The sequence below is a fragment of the Flexivirga oryzae genome (assembly GCF_014190805.1).
Classification (GTDB): domain Bacteria; phylum Actinomycetota; class Actinomycetes; order Actinomycetales; family Dermatophilaceae; genus Flexivirga; species Flexivirga oryzae.
Window position 1 is genome coordinate 2,106,608 of the sequence record NZ_JACHVQ010000001.1, and the last position, 17,065, is coordinate 2,123,672.

The 17,065-nt window shown below is 66.2% G+C and carries 15 protein-coding genes and 2 pseudogenes; 10 read left to right on the plus strand and 7 right to left on the minus strand.

Annotation, left to right across the window (positions count from 1 at the left end):
- Position 1 precedes the first annotated feature (1 nt).
- Genes FHU39_RS09875 through FHU39_RS09885 form a run of 3 tightly spaced genes read right to left on the minus strand, consistent with a single transcriptional unit; the run spans position 2 to position 2,920 of the window.
- Entirely contained in the window at positions 2-1,558 is a 1,557-nt protein-coding gene (locus FHU39_RS09875) for a carboxyl transferase domain-containing protein (RefSeq protein ID WP_183320183.1), read from the minus strand.
- On the minus strand, positions 1,555-2,409 hold the full coding sequence (locus FHU39_RS09880) for an HpcH/HpaI aldolase/citrate lyase family protein (protein WP_183320184.1): 855 nt from the start codon (positions 2,407-2,409) through the stop codon (positions 1,555-1,557). Before FHU39_RS09880 ends, FHU39_RS09875 begins: the two co-directional genes overlap by 4 nt.
- Complete coding sequence (locus tag FHU39_RS09885; RefSeq protein WP_183320185.1) at positions 2,402-2,920, minus strand: MaoC family dehydratase; 519 nt, start codon at positions 2,918-2,920, stop codon at positions 2,402-2,404. The genes FHU39_RS09880 and FHU39_RS09885 overlap by 8 nt, the downstream gene beginning before the upstream one ends.
- A gap of 93 nt (positions 2,921-3,013) precedes the next feature.
- Here FHU39_RS09885 and FHU39_RS09890 point away from each other — a divergent pair, with 93 nt between their 5' ends.
- From FHU39_RS09890 to FHU39_RS09920, 7 genes and pseudogenes are all read left to right on the plus strand, one after another.
- Positions 3,014-3,661 carry a TetR/AcrR family transcriptional regulator gene (locus FHU39_RS09890; RefSeq protein WP_183320186.1) on the plus strand — a complete coding sequence of 216 codons (648 nt, stop codon included), beginning with the start codon at positions 3,014-3,016 and terminating at the stop codon, positions 3,659-3,661.
- Between the two features lie 307 nt (positions 3,662-3,968).
- Positions 3,969-4,856, plus strand: coding sequence for a helix-turn-helix domain-containing protein (locus tag FHU39_RS09895; protein ID WP_183320187.1), 888 nt, complete (start codon positions 3,969-3,971; stop codon positions 4,854-4,856).
- 147 nt (positions 4,857-5,003) lie between these two features.
- Entirely contained in the window at positions 5,004-5,975 is a 972-nt protein-coding gene (locus tag FHU39_RS09900; RefSeq protein WP_183320188.1) for a cyclase family protein, read from the plus strand.
- Between the two features lie 8 nt (positions 5,976-5,983).
- Positions 5,984-7,660, plus strand: a complete 1,677-nt coding sequence (locus tag FHU39_RS09905) for a class I adenylate-forming enzyme family protein (protein WP_183320189.1) — start codon at positions 5,984-5,986, stop codon at positions 7,658-7,660.
- Between the two features lie 67 nt (positions 7,661-7,727).
- On the plus strand, positions 7,728-8,594 hold the full coding sequence (gene hchA / locus FHU39_RS09910) for a glyoxalase III HchA (RefSeq protein WP_183320190.1): 867 nt from the start codon (positions 7,728-7,730) through the stop codon (positions 8,592-8,594).
- Positions 8,488-9,153 (plus strand): annotated as a pseudogene (locus tag FHU39_RS09915) (SDR family NAD(P)-dependent oxidoreductase); the annotation flags it as partial. The gene hchA and the pseudogene FHU39_RS09915, both read left to right, overlap by 107 nt.
- Positions 9,154-9,331: 178 nt before the next feature.
- A pseudogene (locus FHU39_RS09920) lies at positions 9,332-9,480 on the plus strand (transposase); the annotation flags it as partial.
- A 177-nt stretch (positions 9,481-9,657) separates the two neighbouring features.
- Here the strand turns inward: FHU39_RS09920 and FHU39_RS09925 are convergent.
- From FHU39_RS09925 to FHU39_RS09935, 3 genes are all read right to left on the minus strand, one after another.
- Positions 9,658-9,873 carry a hypothetical protein gene (locus FHU39_RS09925; RefSeq protein WP_183320191.1) on the minus strand — a complete coding sequence of 72 codons (216 nt, stop codon included), beginning with the start codon at positions 9,871-9,873 and terminating at the stop codon, positions 9,658-9,660.
- Between the two features lie 48 nt (positions 9,874-9,921).
- Complete coding sequence (locus FHU39_RS09930; protein WP_183320192.1) at positions 9,922-10,341, minus strand: ferritin family protein; 420 nt, start codon at positions 10,339-10,341, stop codon at positions 9,922-9,924.
- Between the two features lie 408 nt (positions 10,342-10,749).
- Positions 10,750-12,342 carry an IS1182 family transposase gene (locus FHU39_RS09935; protein ID WP_183319280.1) on the minus strand — a complete coding sequence of 531 codons (1,593 nt, stop codon included), beginning with the start codon at positions 12,340-12,342 and terminating at the stop codon, positions 10,750-10,752.
- Between the two features lie 113 nt (positions 12,343-12,455).
- Between FHU39_RS09935 and FHU39_RS09940 the strand changes: the two genes are divergently transcribed.
- The 3 genes from FHU39_RS09940 (at position 12,456) to FHU39_RS09950 (ending at position 16,241) form a co-directional block, all read left to right on the plus strand.
- Complete coding sequence (locus FHU39_RS09940) at positions 12,456-13,547, plus strand: IS630 family transposase (RefSeq protein ID WP_183318503.1); 1,092 nt, start codon at positions 12,456-12,458, stop codon at positions 13,545-13,547.
- A gap of 392 nt (positions 13,548-13,939) precedes the next feature.
- Complete coding sequence (lipA, locus tag FHU39_RS09945) at positions 13,940-14,974, plus strand: lipoyl synthase (RefSeq protein WP_183320193.1); 1,035 nt, start codon at positions 13,940-13,942, stop codon at positions 14,972-14,974.
- The gene (locus FHU39_RS09950) at positions 14,961-16,241 is read left to right on the plus strand and encodes an NAD(P)/FAD-dependent oxidoreductase (protein WP_183320194.1); all 1,281 of its coding nucleotides are present in this window, start codon (positions 14,961-14,963) and stop codon (positions 16,239-16,241) included. Before lipA ends, FHU39_RS09950 begins: the two co-directional genes overlap by 14 nt.
- A gap of 58 nt (positions 16,242-16,299) precedes the next feature.
- Here FHU39_RS09950 and FHU39_RS09955 read toward each other — a convergent pair whose 3' ends face one another.
- Positions 16,300-17,034, minus strand: a complete 735-nt coding sequence (locus FHU39_RS09955) for a FadR/GntR family transcriptional regulator (protein WP_183320195.1) — start codon at positions 17,032-17,034, stop codon at positions 16,300-16,302.
- Between the last annotated feature and the right edge of the window lie 31 nt (positions 17,035-17,065).

Sequence of the window (17,065 nt, forward strand, 5' to 3'; positions counted from 1 at the left end):
ATCACATCCTGAAGACGCCGTAGTTGGGAGCAGGGACAGGCGCATTCGCCGCCGCTTCCAGCGCCATACCGAGCACCCGGCGCGTGTCGAGCGGGTCGATGATGCCGTCGTCCCACAGTCGCGCCGTGGAGTAGTACGCCGAGGACTGTTCGTCGTACTGCGCCCGGATCGGCGCCTTGAACTCCTCGACCTCCTCCTCGGTGTGCAGGTCGCTGCGGACCGTGGCGAGCACCGAGGCCGCCTGCTCGCCGCCCATGACCGAGATCCGCGCATTGGGCCACATCCACAGGAAGCGCGGATCGTAGGCGCGGCCGCACATGCCGTAGTTTCCGGCACCGAACGATCCGCCGATGACGACCGTGAACTTGGGCACCACCGAGCAGGCGACCGCGGTCACCAGCTTCGCGCCGTCCTTGGCGATGCCGCGGTTCTCGTACTCCCGGCCGACCATGAAGCCGGTGATGTTCTGCAGGAACAGCAGCGGAATGCCGCGCTGGTTGCACAATTCGATGAAATGCGCTCCCTTCAAGGCGGATTCACTGAAGAGGATGCCGTTGTTGGCGACGATGCCCACCGGGTAGCCGTGGATGCGCGCGAAACCGCAGACGAGGGTCTCGCCATACAGCTGCTTGAACTCCTGCAGTCGGGAGCCGTCGACGATGCGACGGATGACCTCGCGCACGTCGTACGGCGTGCGCGAGTCGGCCGGAACGACGTCGTAGAGACCGGCAGGGTCCTCGGCGGGCTCTTCGGGAACAGCCTGCGTGAGCGAGTCGGCACGCGGCCGCTCGAAGGTGTCCACGATGGACCGCAGGATCTGCAGTGCGTGATCGTCGTCCTGGGCCAGGTGGTCGGCCACACCGGACTTACGGGCGTGGACGTCACCGCCGCCAAGGTCCTCGGCGCTGACGACCTCGCCGGTCGCCGCCTTCACCAGGGGCGGGCCACCGAGGAAGATCGTGCCCTCATTGGCGACGATGACTGTTTCGTCCGACATCGCCGGAACATACGCACCGCCTGCCGTGCACGAGCCCATCACCGCGGCGATCTGCGGAATGCCCTGTGCCGACAAATTGGCCTGGTTGAAGAAGATCCGGCCGAAGTGCTCACGGTCGGGGAAGACTTCGTCCTGCTTGGGCAGGAAAGCGCCGCCGCTGTCCACGAGGGCGATGCACGGCAGTTGGTTCTGCGCAGCGACCGCCTGCGCCCGCAGGTGCTTCTTGACGGTCATCGGGTAGTAGGTGCCACCCTTCACGGTTGCGTCGTTGGCGATGACCATGACCTCGCGGCCTGCGACCCGGCCGATGCCGGTCACCAGACCTGCGCCGGGGACCGTCCACGGTTCGTCGCCACGGCCGGGTGCGCCATACATCCCGTATGCCGCGAGCGGACTCAGCTCCAGGAACGGACTGCCGGGGTCGAGCAACCGGTCCACCCGGTCGCGCACCAGCAGCTTGCCGCGACCGGTGTGCTTGCGACGAGCAGACTCGCTGCCGCCCTCGCGGACACGCTCCAGCCGCTCACGCAGCTCGGCGGTCAGCTCTCGTAGGTTCGTCATCTGCCGGACTCCTCCTTCGTGGCTGCGTCGGTCAGGGCCGCGAGCCGGATCACGCGTTCGGCCTGTTTGTAGATGGGGCCGTCGACCATCCGGCCCTCGAAGGTGGTCACGCCGCGATCGTCACCGACGTGCGCGAAAAGCCTTCGGGCCCAGTCGATCTGGTCGTCGGTGGGCGCGTAGGTCGACCGGATCACCGCCACCTGGCTCGGATGTATGGCGACGGTCGCGTCGAACCCGCTGGCCACGGCGTCCTCACACTCGGCCCGCAGGCCGGTCGTGTCCGGGATGTCCATGTGGACGGCGTCGAGCGCCAGCAGTCCGGCCGCCTTGGCTGCCGTGAGCACCCTGACTCGTGCAAAGCGGGCGAGGTCGCGGTAGCTGCCGTCGGGTCGTCGACTGCCGGTGCCGCCCATGCTGGCGACCAGGTCGTCGGCACCCCACATCATTGCCACGACGTTGTCCGGCTCGGCGAGTGCGCCGGCACGCTCCAGCCCGCGTGCGGTCTCGACGAGTGCGACGACGTCACAGGGCAGCGCCCGAATATCTTGCGGATATTCGGATTTCGCGAGCATCACCCGCGGGATATGGAGCTCACCGAGCAGTTCGAGGTCGGCGGACTGTTCGGCACTGTCCGCGGCGTTGACCCGCACGACGGTGCGCTCCGCGTCGAGCACGCCGTCACGCACCAGGGACCGCACGGCGTCCCGTGCCTGTGCCTTCTTGTCGGGTGCGACCGCGTCCTCCAGATCGAGGATGACGACGTCGGCGGCCGCGAGCGCCTTCGTGTAGCGGTCGGGTCGGTCCGCAGGGCAGAAGAGCCAGGCCGGCCCCGGCTGCCACGAGTCACTCATCGGCGTTCGTCTCATCAGGCTTCATCCGGACGAGGGTGCTGCGGTCGGCTGACGCCACGACCTCACCGTGCTGGTTGCGGGCGATGTGCCGCAGGCTGACGACGCCCTCCCCCGGCCTGCTGGACGACGCGCGCTTGCCGGTCACCAGCGTCTCGGCATACAGGGTGTCGCCATGACGGACCGGCGCGGGGAACTTCACCTCGCTGAAGCCGAGGTTGGCCACGATGGTCCCGAGCGTCAACTGGGAGACCGAGAGGCCGACGAGCGTGGAGAAGGTGAACATCGAGTTGACCAGCCGCTCGTGGAACGGCGGCTGCTGACTGCTCTCGTGGGCATCCAGGTGCAGCGGCTGGGTGTTCATCGTCAAGGTCGTGAAGAGGACGTTGTCCGCCTCGGTCACCGTGCGGCCGGGTCGGTGCTCGTAGGTGGTGCCCACCTCGAACTCCTCGAACCACAGTCCGCGCTGCACGATTCGCCGCGACTCCCCCGCGGCACTCGTCGAGTCGTCCATCAGTGCTCCTTGTCCTCACCGGATCCGGAAGTTAATGTTTGTTAACCACATCAGAAGTTAGCAATCATTAACCAGCTTGTCTAGGGTGTCCTCATGACGAAGGTTTCGTCCAGCATCGAGCGGCCCAAGGCGCGCCGGCAGCAGATCATCGACGTCGCCGCCGACCTGTTCGCCGAGCGTGGCTACCACGGTGTCTCGATCACCGACATCGGCTCGGCTCTCGGCCTGTCCGGGCCGGCGCTCTACAAGCACTTCGCAAGCAAGGACGCCCTCCTCGCCGAGATGCTGGTCGGCATCAGCGAGCGACTGCTCAGCGAGGGCGAGCAGCGCTATCGGGCGACTGTCGAGCACGGGCCCGACGCTACTCTGTCCGCGCTGGTCGGCTGGCACATCGAATTCGCCTTGAACTACCCGTCGTTGATCACCGTGCAGTTCCGCGACCTGGCGAACCTCAACGACACCGACCGCAACAAGGTCCGCCGGCTACAGCGCAGGTATGTCGAGCGCTGGGTGGGCGTGATCGTCTCTGCGGTGCCGACCGACGAGGACCACGCCCGCGCCGCTGCTCACGCCGTTTTCGCACTCATCAACTCGACGCCCCACAGCGCGCGGCTGGATCGGGAGCAGATGGCCGCGCTCCTGCACCGTATGGCGCTTGCGGCAATCCACAGCTCGGGCGACCCCGCGCCGCCCGGCCCGCGGCGTACCGCAGTCCCCCCAGGGGAGACCAATGACCGGTAATCCGGCCCTCCGGCGTACCGCAGTCCCCCCAGGGGCGACCTATGACCGCAAAACCCCGTCCGACCGCGCATAGGTCTCCCCAGGGCAGACCTATGACCGGTAATCCGGCCCTCCGGCGTACCGCAGTCCCCCCAGGGCAGACCTATGACCGGTGTTCGTGCCGGACCGACCGCGGGATCGGCATACAGACGCGACACGCCTCCAGCCCGTATCATCAGGGGGCGCACCAAGCGTCCCATCGAGGAGGGCGGTCGCGACGTACGAACTCGACGGCTTGGACACCAGCCGCTCAGCCAGTGACGATCCTGTGGCACAGCAGGACTGGGCGGAGTGGTGCAGCGACGTCCACGGCGAGTTCGGCTTCGACTTCTACACCGACTCCTACAAGGGAACGGTCCGCCGACAGCGGACCGACACCTACCAGCTCGTCAGCTGGACCGGCGAGTCGGAACTGGTACGCCGGGAGGCGTCGGGGATCCGTCGCGATCCGCGAGGTCACTACGAATTGTTCGTGCCGCTCAACGACACCCTCCATGTCGGTGGCGACGCGGCCGACCAAGCGATGAACCCGGGCGAAATGGTGCTCGTCCCGATCGACGCCCCCTTCTACGTGGCCCACCGCGACGACGCCGCTGCACTGAGTCTGCTGGTGCCGTTCGAACGCATCGAGCAACGACTCGGGACCGTTCCGAAGCGCGGTCAGCGGATGCTCCCGAGCACCGGGACGTCGAGGCTCACCCGCGACCTCCTGGTGGGGCTGGTGAGGGAGCGAGAAAGCCTGAGCGCCATGGAGTTCGACACCATCGTGGACAGGGTCGTCGACCTCTTCTGCATCGCGGCGGTCGGCGACAACGCTCCCCCGGCAGGCGTCGGCGCACCGGCGGTGCTGGAGGCGGTCCGACGTTACGTCCGCGAACATCTGACCGACCCCGATCTCACCGTCGCCCGGATGGCACGTGAGATCGGCTGGTCGCCGCGTTACGTGCAGGCCGTCCTGGGACAGGAGGGAACCACCGCCTCGGACCTGATCCGGACCGAACGACTCGAACTGGCCCGCACCCGGCTGGCCAGCCCGGCGTTCGCCGATCACAGCATCACCGACATCGCCAACTCGGTTGGCTATGGCTCACCGAGTGCCTTCAGCAGCGCCTTCCGCGGGCGGTTCGGCGGCTCGCCCCGTGACTTCCGGAGCTGACCGGCCCGCACCGGACCTCGCCGTACGGAAGTGCGCATTCGCGACAGGACTGTGCGCCTGCGCGCGAGACCGGTCCGGGTGTGACGGGCTTCACTTGCAGGGTCAAGGAGCCAACCACCGTCCGAGCACCGTCCCGCTGGAGGACCGATGACCACAAACACGACCACCACCACCCCGCCCGCACTGAGCGACCTGCTCGCCGACGCACCGCGCAACTGGGGCAAGTGGGGACCCGACGACGAGGTCGGCAGCCTGAATTACCTTGGCCCGGAACAGGTTCTGGCTGCTGCCGGGCTGATCCGCGCCGGCAAGGTCTTCCCCATCCAGCGACTGATCGGCGACCCCAAAGGTGACCCGGTGTGGCCCGGACGCTCCCCCGCCGTCCGCACCCAGGTGATCGACGAGTCCACCTGGGACGCGGCCGATGCACCCGCGTTCCCCGGCGGTCTGCACTACGCCGACGACAAGATCGATGCGTTCCTGCAGGGATCGACACAGTATGACGCCCTCGGCCACGTCTGGTACGACGGACAGCTCTGGAACGGCTACGACGCACGAAGCACGGTCGGCGGCGTCACGAAGGCCAGCGTCGAGCCGATCGCGCAACGCGGTGTGGTCGGGCGTGCAGTGCTGCTGGACATGGCCAGGTTCCGCGGCAAGGAGCACCTGGACACCGCTGAGACCTTCACTCACGAGGACCTGATCGCCTGTGCGGAAGCTCAGGGAGTCCAACTGTGCAAGCGCGACATCCTGTTGATCCGCACCAACTACCTCCAACTGTTCTTCGACATCGGCGACGCCTTCTACGACGGGTTCTGCGAACCCGGCCTGGTCTACAGCCCCGAGCTCGTGCAGTGGTTCGCGGACATGGAGATCCCGAACCTGGTGACCGACACGATCGCCAACGAGGTGACCGTCGACCCGGACACGGGAGTCGCCCTCACCCTGCACAACGCGCTGATGCGCAATCTCGGAGTGGTGTTCACCGAGATCGTCGACCTGGAGACGCTCGCCGCGGACTGTGCGCAGGACGGTGTCTACGAAGTGTTCTACGCCGCCGCGCCGATCAAGATCAACAAAGGCAGCGGATCACCCGTCAACCCACTCGCGATCAAGTGAGGACCCCGATGACCTCCCCCACCACGTCCCGCCCGCACGAGACCTCCCCCTACGACGCGCGCCCGTGGTTGCCGCTCTACGGTGGCCGGCCCGCCGACATCGTCCCTGAGCACCCGAATGCCCTGGCGATGTTCAAGGCCGGCCTGGCCGCCGACCCGGACGGTGATGCGATCCGCTATTTCGACGGCGTCGTGAGCCGCGCAGAGCTGGATGCCCAGAGCGACGCGCTGGCGGCCGGCTTGCGGGACAACGGCTTCGGAGACGGAGACCGGCTCGCCGTCTATCTGCAGAACGTCCCGCAGTTCCTCGTGTGCATGCTGGCCGCCTGGAAGGCCGGCGGCGTGCTGGTCTCGATCAACCCGATGAGCCGGGCCCGCGAGCTCAGCCACCTGCTCGACGACTCCGGAGCCACGGTGCTGGTCTGCCTGGAGAGCCTGTATGGCGACGTCGCGCGCGACGTCATACCGGACAGCCCGGTCCAATTGGTCCTGACCACCAGCGAATTGGACTACCAGACGCGTAACGATCCCCGACTGTTCAGTGGCGCCCAGCGGGTGCGCCACCCGGGTACGCGGGACTTGCTGGACTACATCGAGGAGCACCGCGGAGAGGCGCCGGCCGAGGCGCGACTCGCCCCCGACGACGTGGCGATGCTGACCTACACCTCCGGGACGACGGGCGTCCCCAAGGGTGCGATGAACACCCACCGCAACGTGGTGTTCAGCACCACCGTCTACCGGGACCACTGGCGGTTCGACGGCGGGTCGGTGTTCGGGATCGCGCCGTTGTTCCACATCACCGGCATGATCGGGCACGCCGCGATCAGCCTCCTGGCACCGATGCCGTTGGTGCTGGCCTACCGCTTCGACCCCGCGGTGGTGCTGGACGCGTTCCGGGAGCACCGACCCACGTGCACGATCGGGGCGATCACGGCGCTCGTCGCGCTGATCAATCACCCGGCGTTCGAGCGGGACTGCTTCTCGTCGTTCACCTCCATCTACTCCGGCGGCGCGCCCATCGCGCCGGCCGCGGAGCGGGCCTTCCGGGAGGCGACCGGGCACCAGGTGCACAACGCATACGGGCTGACCGAGACGACGAGCCCGATGACCGGGACACCGTTCGGCGTGCCCTCACCCGTGGACGAACAATCGGGTGCACTCGCCGTCGGAGTGCCGGTGCCGTCCACCGTCGTGCGCATCCAGGACGACGACGGAAACGACCTGCCAGCCGGGGAGATCGGCGAGATCGTGGCAGCGGGCCCGCAGGTCGTCGCCGGCTACTGGGGCAAACCCGACGCCACCGCCGAGAGTCTGCCGGGCGGGGCGCTCAGGACCGGCGATGTCGGCTTCATGAACGACGCCGGTTGGGTGTTCATCGTGGACCGGAAGAAGGACATGATCAACGCGTCCGGTTACAAGGTCTGGCCACGCGAGGTGGAGGACGTGCTCCAGGAGCATCCTGCGGTGCTCGAGGCGGCCGTGGTCGGCATACCCGACGAAAAGCGTGGCGAGACCGTGAAGGCGTTCGTCAGCCTGAAGAACGGCACCACCGCAACCCCCGAAGAACTGATCGAGCACTGCCGGGCCGCGATGGCGGCCTACAAGTACCCGCGCGTCGTCGAGATCGTCGCCGAACTACCCAAGACGCTCACCGGCAAAGTGCTGCGTCGCGAACTGCGCGGCTGATCACTGCGCGCGACACGATGGATCCGGAACCGCCTACCCGAAACCCCGTTCATGAGTGGAGCTGCCCATGTCATCGAAAGAACCCACTGCCGACCCGGCCGAGCACAACGCCTTCTTCCCGTCGCCGTACTCCCTGGGCCAGTACGTGCCACCACGCACCGACTTCGACGGCGCGAACCACGAACGGACCCGGTCCACACGTCGGAAGGTCCTGCTCATCGGTGCGGACGAGCGCTACCTACGCGTGCAGGGTGACCGCTACTTCTCCACCGGCAACCACCCGGTCGAGACGCTGCTTCCGGCACTGCACCTCGAGGCAGCCGGGTATGACGTCGAGGTCGCCACCGCCTCAGGCAATCTGATGAAGTACGAACTGTGGGCGTTTCCGGCGCAGGACGATGCTGTCAAGGACATTCACCGACGATTGCTACCCAAAACGGAGAATCCCAAGAAGCTGTCCGACGTGATCGCCGAGGAGTTGGGGCCCGACTCTGACTACGCCGCAGTGTTCGTGCCCGGTGGACACGGCGCGATGATCAACATGGCCGACGACCCGGACATCGGCACTGTGCTCGCCTGGGCGCTGGAGAACAACCGGGTCGTCATCACGTTGTGCCACGGCCCTGCGGCGTTACTCGCCGCCCGGAACACGGACGGGAATTCGTTGTTCGCGGGCTACGAGGTGTGTGCGTTCCCGGACACCCTGGACCAGGGCGCGAACGTTGAGATCGGTTACTTGCCAGGACAACTCACCTGGCTCCTCGCCGAGCGGCTGCGGGAGCAGGGTGTGCACGTGGTGAACGACGACATGAGCGGGGCGGTGCACCGTGACCGTCTCGTGCTCACCGGAGACAGCCCGCTCGCCGCCAACGCGCTCGGCAACCTCGCCGTCTCCGTGCTGGCCGAGACCGAGACCACTGGCAACGGGTCGTGACCGGGGAGCCGCGCGTCTGGTTCATCACGGGCGCGTCGAAGGGGATGGGGCTGGAGACCGTCAGGGCGGCGCTGCGAGCAGGCGACCAGGTGGTGGCCACGTCCCGGAGACCGGGCGACTTCGCCGAGACCATCGGCGAACGGGCAGACTTCCTGGCGGTCGAAATGGCTATCCCCAGGAGGATTCGATCCGCACAGCGGTCGAACAGGCGGTCGAACGGTTCGGCCGGATCGACGTACTGGTCAACAATGCCGGCTATTCGCTGCTCGGATCCGTGGAAGAACTCACGGACGAGGCTGTCCGCCGGAACTTCGACGTCAACGTCTTCGGAGTCCTGGCCGTGCAGCGCGCGGTGCTCCCCCTGATGCGGTCGAACAGATCCGGGCACATCATCAACCTGGCATCCATCTCCGCCAGCGTCACCGGCCCGGCAACCGGCATCTACTCGGCCACCAAGGCGGCGGTGCTGATGATCTCCGAAGCGCTCGCCGCCGAAGGGGCGGAGCACGGGATCCGGACCACTGCGGTGTGCCCCGGTGGCGTGCGGACCGACTTCCTCGACCCGAGCTCGTCACGCGGCGCCGATGACGGCGCACGGTCGGCCTACTCGTTGGTGCGCCGCGCACTGTCCGGCGACGCAAGTCTGAACCATCGACAGGGCGGCGACCCGCGCCTCGTAGCCGAAGCATTCGTGCGGTTGTCCAGGATGAGCGACCCTCCCGCTCGCCTCTGCCTTCCGCCGCACCGACTGCGTCGGGATCTTCCCGACCAGAGCCGCGATCGTCCGCCTCGTCGGGCTCTGCTCGCCAAGCAAACCGACGAGTGGGCCGAAGGCCACCGCTACCTCGGTCTCGACGTGCTGGTCCGATGCCGCATCAACCTCGTGCCCCTGCGCACGCGATTGCCCTACCGCTCGTCGTCGGTTCGCCGCGGGCGCCCTCCCCGTCATCCGGTGGAGCCGACGTCGTGGTCGGCCCTGGCAGTCAGGGGTCCACCCGGCTCGTACGTCCACACGGCGGATTTGCTTGCCGCGCCCTGAGAACGCATCGGCCCGACCCACGCCTCAATTGAAGCGGGGCTTACGCAGCTGACTCAGCGACTCCTCCTTATGAACTCGTTCGTCATGGCCAATCTGACGGAACAGATCGGCCAGGGACTCGAAGGAGCCATAGTCGACGGTGAAGGTGGACTCGTACGGGGTGGATTCCCACTCCGGGTGCTCACTGACCAGCGTCATGTATTCATGTTCGGCGTGATCCTCGAAGTCCGCGTTGAGCACGTGTGACGCAGCCGGCCGAACTACGAACAGCAGCCACGAGAGCTGATACTAGAAGAAGGCGATGCCCTGTGGGACCCAGTAGTACTTCAAACGTGACTCTTGGAAGCCGGATTGCGAGATCAGCTCCTCGAGAATGAGTAGATGCCACTGCTCGTTGTCCTGCTGCGCCCGGGACTCGAGCACTCGGTCATGGATACGCCGCGCCATCCCGGTCTGCTGATGCACCTGAGTGACGGCAATGTATGCGACCTGCTCCCACGACTGATCAGGGACCCGAGCGACGAGTTCAAGCATCTTGAATTTCGACAGGGTTCGCCGGCGCCCATACAGTACATCCAGCAGTGAGAACAGCCCGCGTGCCGCGATGCCATACCGTCGTCGGGGCGACGCTAGCGTCTCCCGTTGAGCGGCGACCAATGCGTCATGGTCCAGATGCGGAGGGGCGAACATTGAATCTGTTTCAGTCATTGACAACCTCCATCAATGGGCTGCCCAACCTCACGCCGCCGTCGGCAGTGGGTAGCTAGCCCGAAAGTGCCATGCAGAGTTGCACAGTGTTTCCCTCGCGTGCCAGGTCTGTTTCGAGATGCTGAACCACAACGCAGTGTCCTGCAGGTCAGCAAGCACCCACGAAATTTCCCGGTGCCCTGGTCCGACCAAAGAATGCCTCACCCGACGCCCTAGGTGGCTGGTGTTGAACAGCTGCGTGTGGGTGAGGATGGTCGGCTGGGGTAGATCAGGTCACCGCGTGGGGCTGAGGCTGGCCGAGCGCGGCTGGTCGCCGGGCGGGACTGATGACGCTGGCCAGTCGAGTACGCCGGCTTGAGGGCGGATATGACGGCCAGGTAAGGGGTTTCGAGTCTGATCCTGGTGTTATCAGGCGGTCGCTGCCCATCCTTGACCGGTCGTGAACGTCACGGCGAGCACACTCAGGCGTACGAGGTTGACCGCGGCGGCCAGCAGGGAGAAGTCAGCGGCAACCTTCGTCGTGCCGCGGACCCGTGCCCTGCGCCCGCCGTGCTTGCGGCGCATCAGGTGCCCGATCTTGCGTTCGACCTTCGGGCGGGTAGCCCGGTAGTCGGCCACCCATCCCGGGTCCTGTTGCCGCCCGCGGGCATCGGTCAGCTGCCGTTCATAGGCGCCGACCTTGATGGTGCGGCCCTTCGCGGAGGTAGTGCACTGCTCCCGTAGCGGGCACTCGGCACACGCCGCCCCGAAACGTGCCGTGCCGGCACCACCCTTCCCGCGCCGGATCGGCGAGACTTGCCCCGCCGGGCAGGTCACCGTGTCAGCGTCCAAGTCCACCTCGAACTCGTCCTTGGCGAACAGGCCACCAGTATTGGACGGCGACTGGGTCTTGCACTTGTCATCGATCCCGGCAGCCTCCAGCAAGTCGTGGATCGGCCCAGTCCCGTACGCGTTATCCCCATACACGCCAGGCTCATCCGCGTCGCCGTGATCGCCGGCATCGTGATCGTCGGTGTCGAGGAGATCAGCGATCAGGTCTTGTGCGGCCGCGGCATCACCGGTGTTGCCCGGGGTCACGCCGGTAGCGGTGATGATCTCACTGTCCGGGTCGAGGCCCAGGTGCCCCTTGTACCCGTCGAAGGAGCGTGCGGCGGTCTTGTGCCCGTGCCGGGCCTGCGGGTCGACCGTGGAGATCACCCGATCCTTGGCGACCCGCCGCGCGATCGCGAACACCCCGTCAGCGTCTTGTTCCAGGTCCTGCCCCAGCACGGTGGCCAGCAACTGCCCCGCCGCGGCCACCGGTTCACTGACCGTCCGCCCCTCCAACACGGCCAGGGCGGCCATCCCGTCCCGAGCCAACTCATCGACCAACACCGCCCGGGCGACCTGGTCGTCCCAGTCACAGGCCGGTTTCCCCGCGCCCACGTAGTCATCATCACGGGCCAGCACGTCCCGGACCCGCGCCCCCAACTGCGCATCACACGCCTTGAGCAGCCCACGGATCGCCGACCGGATCAACGTGACCGTGTCCATCGTGGCGACCGCGTCATACAACGGGGTGGAGTCCAGCACCCGTTTACGCCCGACCAGTCCGGCAGCCTTGGCCACCTGCAGCACGGCATCGAAGATCCGGTCCGGCGCATCCGAGGCGGCCAGCCGGGCCCGCATATCAACCAGCACCGTGTGCACGAATCCCGGGTAATCGAAGTCCAGCCCGCCCGCCGCGTACTTCCACCGGGCGTCGAACGCGAACCGGTCGACCGCTTCCCGGTCACTGCACCCCTCGAAACGTTGCAACACCATCACCACCGCCACGATCATCGGCGGTACCGACCGGCGACCAACATCGGTGAACAAGTCCGCGAACATCTCGTCCGGGAACAACCGGTGGCACTGCCGGTGCAACAACCCGTAGATCGAGTCTTCGCCGATCCGCGGCTCGCAGAACGCGGTCGTCGAACGGAACAAATCAGCCTGGCTCGGAGTCACTCCCAACGTCACAGGCCAATCCTCCCGAACCCAGCACCAAGCAACACGGACCGCCACGCCACGAAAAACACCAGCGACCTAGTGTCGTCCGCCGTAAATTCATTGAATAATTGGTATGATGGGGCATGCCTTCTGCGGGTCGTCCAAAAGTGTTGTTGGAATTGACGATTGGCGAGCGTGAGCAGTTGGGTCGGTGGGCTCGACGGCGGAAGTCGTCGCAGGCGTTGGCGTTACGGTCGCGGATCGTGTTGGAGTGCGCGGACGGGCACACGAACAAGGTGGTCGCGGCCCGGTTGGGGATCAGTCAGCCGACGGTGGGTAAGTGGCGGTCCCGGTTCGTTGAGCACCGCTTGGACGGGCTGGTTGATGAGCCTCGGCCGGGTCGGCCGGCGACGATCACGCCCGAGCAGGTCGAGGACGTGCTGGTCGCGACGTTGGAGTCGACACCGGAGCACGCGACGCACTGGTCGCGGACGAAGATGGCTGAGAAGTCGGGGCTGTCACCCTCGACGATCGGGCGGATCTGGAAAGCGTTCGGGCTGCAACCGCACCGGGCCGACGGGTTCAAACTGTCCAATGACCCGTTGTTCGTGGAGAAGGTCTACGACATCGTCGGCCTGTACCTGGACCCGCCCGAATCCGCCGTTGTTCTCAGCGTCGATGAGAAGAGTCAGGTGCAGGCGTTGGCGCGGTCTCAACCCGCGTTCCCGATGATGCCGGGCATGCCCGAACGCCGTACTCACGACTACGTGCGGCATGGCACCACCACCTTGTTCGCCGCGATGAACGTGGCCGACGGCACCCTCATCTCCGCGACGCACCGCCGCCATCGGGCCACCGAGTTCAAGAAGTTCCTGGCCACGATCGACCAGAACGTGCCCGCCGGGTTGGACGTGCACGTCATCTGCGACAACTACGGCACCCACAAGCACCCGACCATCAAGAAGTGGTTGACCGCTCACCCCCGCTTTCAGATGCACTTCACCCCGACCTACTCCTCGTGGATCAATCAGGTCGAAAGACTGTTCGCCGAAGTCACCCGCGACCTACTGCAACGCTCCGACCACCGCAGCGTGCAAGCCCTGGAGAAAGACCTACGCGAGTGGGCGAAGGCCTGGAACAAGAACCCGAAGCCATTCATCTGGACCAAAACCGCCGAGGAGATCCTCGCCTCACTCGGAAGGTTTCTTCAACGAATTAAGGACGGAGGACACTAGGGAACCATTGAGAAGGTAGGCCCGACTGGTGGATGAGAGTTATCGCGCTGGCGCGCTCGATCAGCGGAGCACTCCATTGAACGCGCGCTCACTGGCCTTAATCTCAGGAGCCTTTGCAGAACCCAAAAACGTTCATCCTCAACGAAATTCAGCATGTCCCTGACTCGTTCCAGGGGCGTTCTCACGCAGGGGAGATCTGCCCGTGACACGTGTGCTGGACTAGGGCAACACGCAAGACCTATGCAGCATCCGGACTTGTCGGCACCCTGCATGCACGTGTGCGGCGTACTGTCCGCGGCATGGGTCGCACAGTCGGTGGTGTAGCTGAGGTGCTTCCGTATTGCCGAAAACTCGCATCCGAGCTGTCGCGTAGCATCAACGAGAGGGCCAACGTGACTGTCGCACCTGAAGGCCGCAAGATGCTGCGCGTCGAGGCGCGCAACGCCGAGACGCCGATCGAGCGCAAACCGGCCTGGATCCGCACGACCGCGAAGATGGGCCCGGCATACACCGGCCTGCACGAGCTGGTGAAGAGCCAGGGCCTGCACACGGTCTGTCAGGAAGCCGGCTGTCCCAACATCTTCGAGTGCTGGGAGGACCGCGAGGCGACGTTCCTCATCGGCGGTGACGTGTGCACCCGCCGCTGCGACTTCTGCGACATCGCGACCGGCAAGCCGACCGAGCTCGACATGGACGAGCCGCGCCGGGTCGCCGAGTCGATCCGGGAGATGAACCTGCGCTACTGCACGGTGACCGGTGTCGCCCGCGACGACCAGCCGGACGGTGCCGCCCGGTTGTATGCCGAGACGATCCGCCAGATCCACGCGCTGAACCCGAACACCGGCGTGGAGATCCTGCCGCCCGACTTCGGCGCCAAGCCCGAGCTGGTCGGCCAGGTCTTCCAGGCCGGCCCGGAGGTGTTCGCGCACAACCTGGAGACCGTGCCGCGCATCTTCAAGCGGATCCGCCCCGCCTTCACCTACGAGAAGTCGCTGCGGGTGCTCACCATGGCCAAGGAGTTCGGGCTGATCACCAAGTCCAACCTCATCCTGGGCATGGGCGAGGAGGACCACGAGGTGGAGCAGGCGATCCGCGACCTGCACGACGCCGGCTGCGACATCCTCACCATCACCCAGTACCTGCGCCCCTCCCCCAAGCACCACCCGATCGACCGCTGGGTCAAGCCGCAGGAGTTCGTCCGCTGGTCGGACTTCGCCTACGAGCTGGGCTTCCTCGGCGTGATGGCCGGGCCGCTGGTGCGTTCGTCGTACCGGGCGGGCAAGTTGTATGCCGGGGCGATGGCCGAACTCGGCCGCGAGCTGCCCGAGCACCTGGCCCACCTCGCCGAGGCGTCGTCCTCCCCCGCCCGGCAGGAGGCCGCCGCGCTCGTGGCCATCGCCACGGAGCGATCCGATGACGCACGTTGAGTCCCCGCGGCGGCCGCGTGTAGTGGTGGTCGGTGGCGGCTTCGGCGGACTCTCCGTTGTCCGAGGTCTGCGTGACACCGACGTCGACATTACGTTGGTGGACCGGCACACCTTCAACACGTTCCAGCCACTCCTCTACCAGGTCGCGACCGGCAGTCTGAATCCTGGCGACATCACCTGGTTCCTCCGCGCCGTCCGGTCTCGGCAACCGAACGTGCAGTTCGTCCAAGGCTCCGTGGGCGGAATCCAGCACAGCGCCAGGCAGATCCAGCTCGACGATGGCCGCCGGTTGTCCTTCGATTACCTGGTCCTCGCGACCGGGGTCACGGCGAACTTCTTCGGAACACCCGGTGCTGCGGAGCACTCGATGCCGCTGTACACGCGGGAGCAGGCGCTCGCCCTCCGGGACCGCGTGTTTGCCGGCCTGGAGGACGCGGCCGCCAATCATCGCGACCGAGACCTGCGGATGATCATCGTAGGTGGCGGCCCGACCGGGGTCGAGACGGCGGGAGCGTTGGCTGAGATGCGGAACAAGGACATCCCCGTCATCTACCCCGAGCTCGATCCGCGGCGGGTTCACGTGACGCTCGTCGAAATGGCGCCCCATCTACTGGCATCGTTCAAGCCGGCCAGCAGAGCGTATGCCGCCAGCTCGCTACGGCGTATCGGCGTCGACCTGCGGCTGAACACCACCGTGTTACGGGTCGAGCCCGAGGGCGCGGTCGTCGGTCAGGGTGACGTCATACCTGCAGCCACGGTGGTTTGGGCGAGCGGGGTGATCGCGCGAGCTGAGGTAGCCGGGTGGGGGCTGCCACAACGAGACGGCGGACGGATTGCGGTCGATCACCACTTGCGCGTGAAGGACCACGATCGGGTCTTCGCTGTTGGCGATGCAGCCATCGGTGACGGCGTCCTGGCACTTCCGCAGCTTGCGCAGCCGGCCGTCCAGGGCGGCCGACATGTTGCGGCCTTCATCCGGGCCGACGTTCTCGGGCAGGTGATCGATCCGTTGCGCTACAAAGACAAGGGCATCCTCGCAACAATCGGTCGCAGTTCGGCGGTTGCGGAGGTAGCGCACCTTCCGCGTCTGCAGGGTTTCCCTGCCTGGATGATCTGGAACGCGGTACACGTTGCGACGTTGCTCGGCGGCCGGAACCGGATGTCGACGATGGCTAATCTCACCACCAAACACCTCGCGTGGAATCACACCCACAACGCGATTGTTGGGCATACTCACGCGCCGACGCAGCAGTCCGCCGCTTCCTAACCTGTGCAGCTACAGACACTGCCACAAACTACCGCGGAGCCGATTCGGCGACGACGCTTCAGGAGGTGGCTTGCCCTGCGGTCGCCAACTTTCCATGGAAGCTACGGATGTGATCGTCGATTGCTTGGGCGGCTCGTTCGGGCTGACGATCACGGATCAGGTGCAGGATGTTGCGGTGCTGGCTCTGCAGCGTGGTTGCCGTCTCCCGCCAGTCGGGAACATGCTGAAATCCGTTCAGAACCAGTGGACGAATGGACTCCCGGACTGCGGCCGTCAGCGTGCGGATCAGCTCGTTCCCCGAGCATGAGGCCAGCTCGACGTGGAACTGAGTGTCGAGCTCGTTGAATTCGAAAGGTGTCAGTTCGGGGTTGTCCATGGCAGTAACGAGCTGAGCCGCAGCATCGATTCGTGGGTTCTGCGGCTCGAGGGAAGCATCGGCGACACTCGCCCGCTCGAGCATCACTCGAGCTTCGAGGATGTCGGAGAGCTGATAGCCACCCAGCGCCAAGTGCAAACGCAGCATCCGGCCAACTGCCTCGGTCGGATCCGTCGTGACGACCGCGCCCGAGTCCGGCCCGCGCCCGGTGTGCGCGGTCAAGAGCCCGAACGCCTCCATGATCCGCAGGGCTTCGCGCACCGCCGAACGGCTCACCCCAAGGGCAGCGGCCAGCTGACGCTCTCCGGGCAGCCGTTCCCCGGCGTGCAAATCCCCTGCCATCACCTGTTCTTCAATCCGCTCCAGCACGAGCTCGTGCGTCCGGGGCTGCCGTACCGGTTCCCAGGAAGTGCTCATTGCGCCGTCTCCTCTGTGCGTATGGTCATAC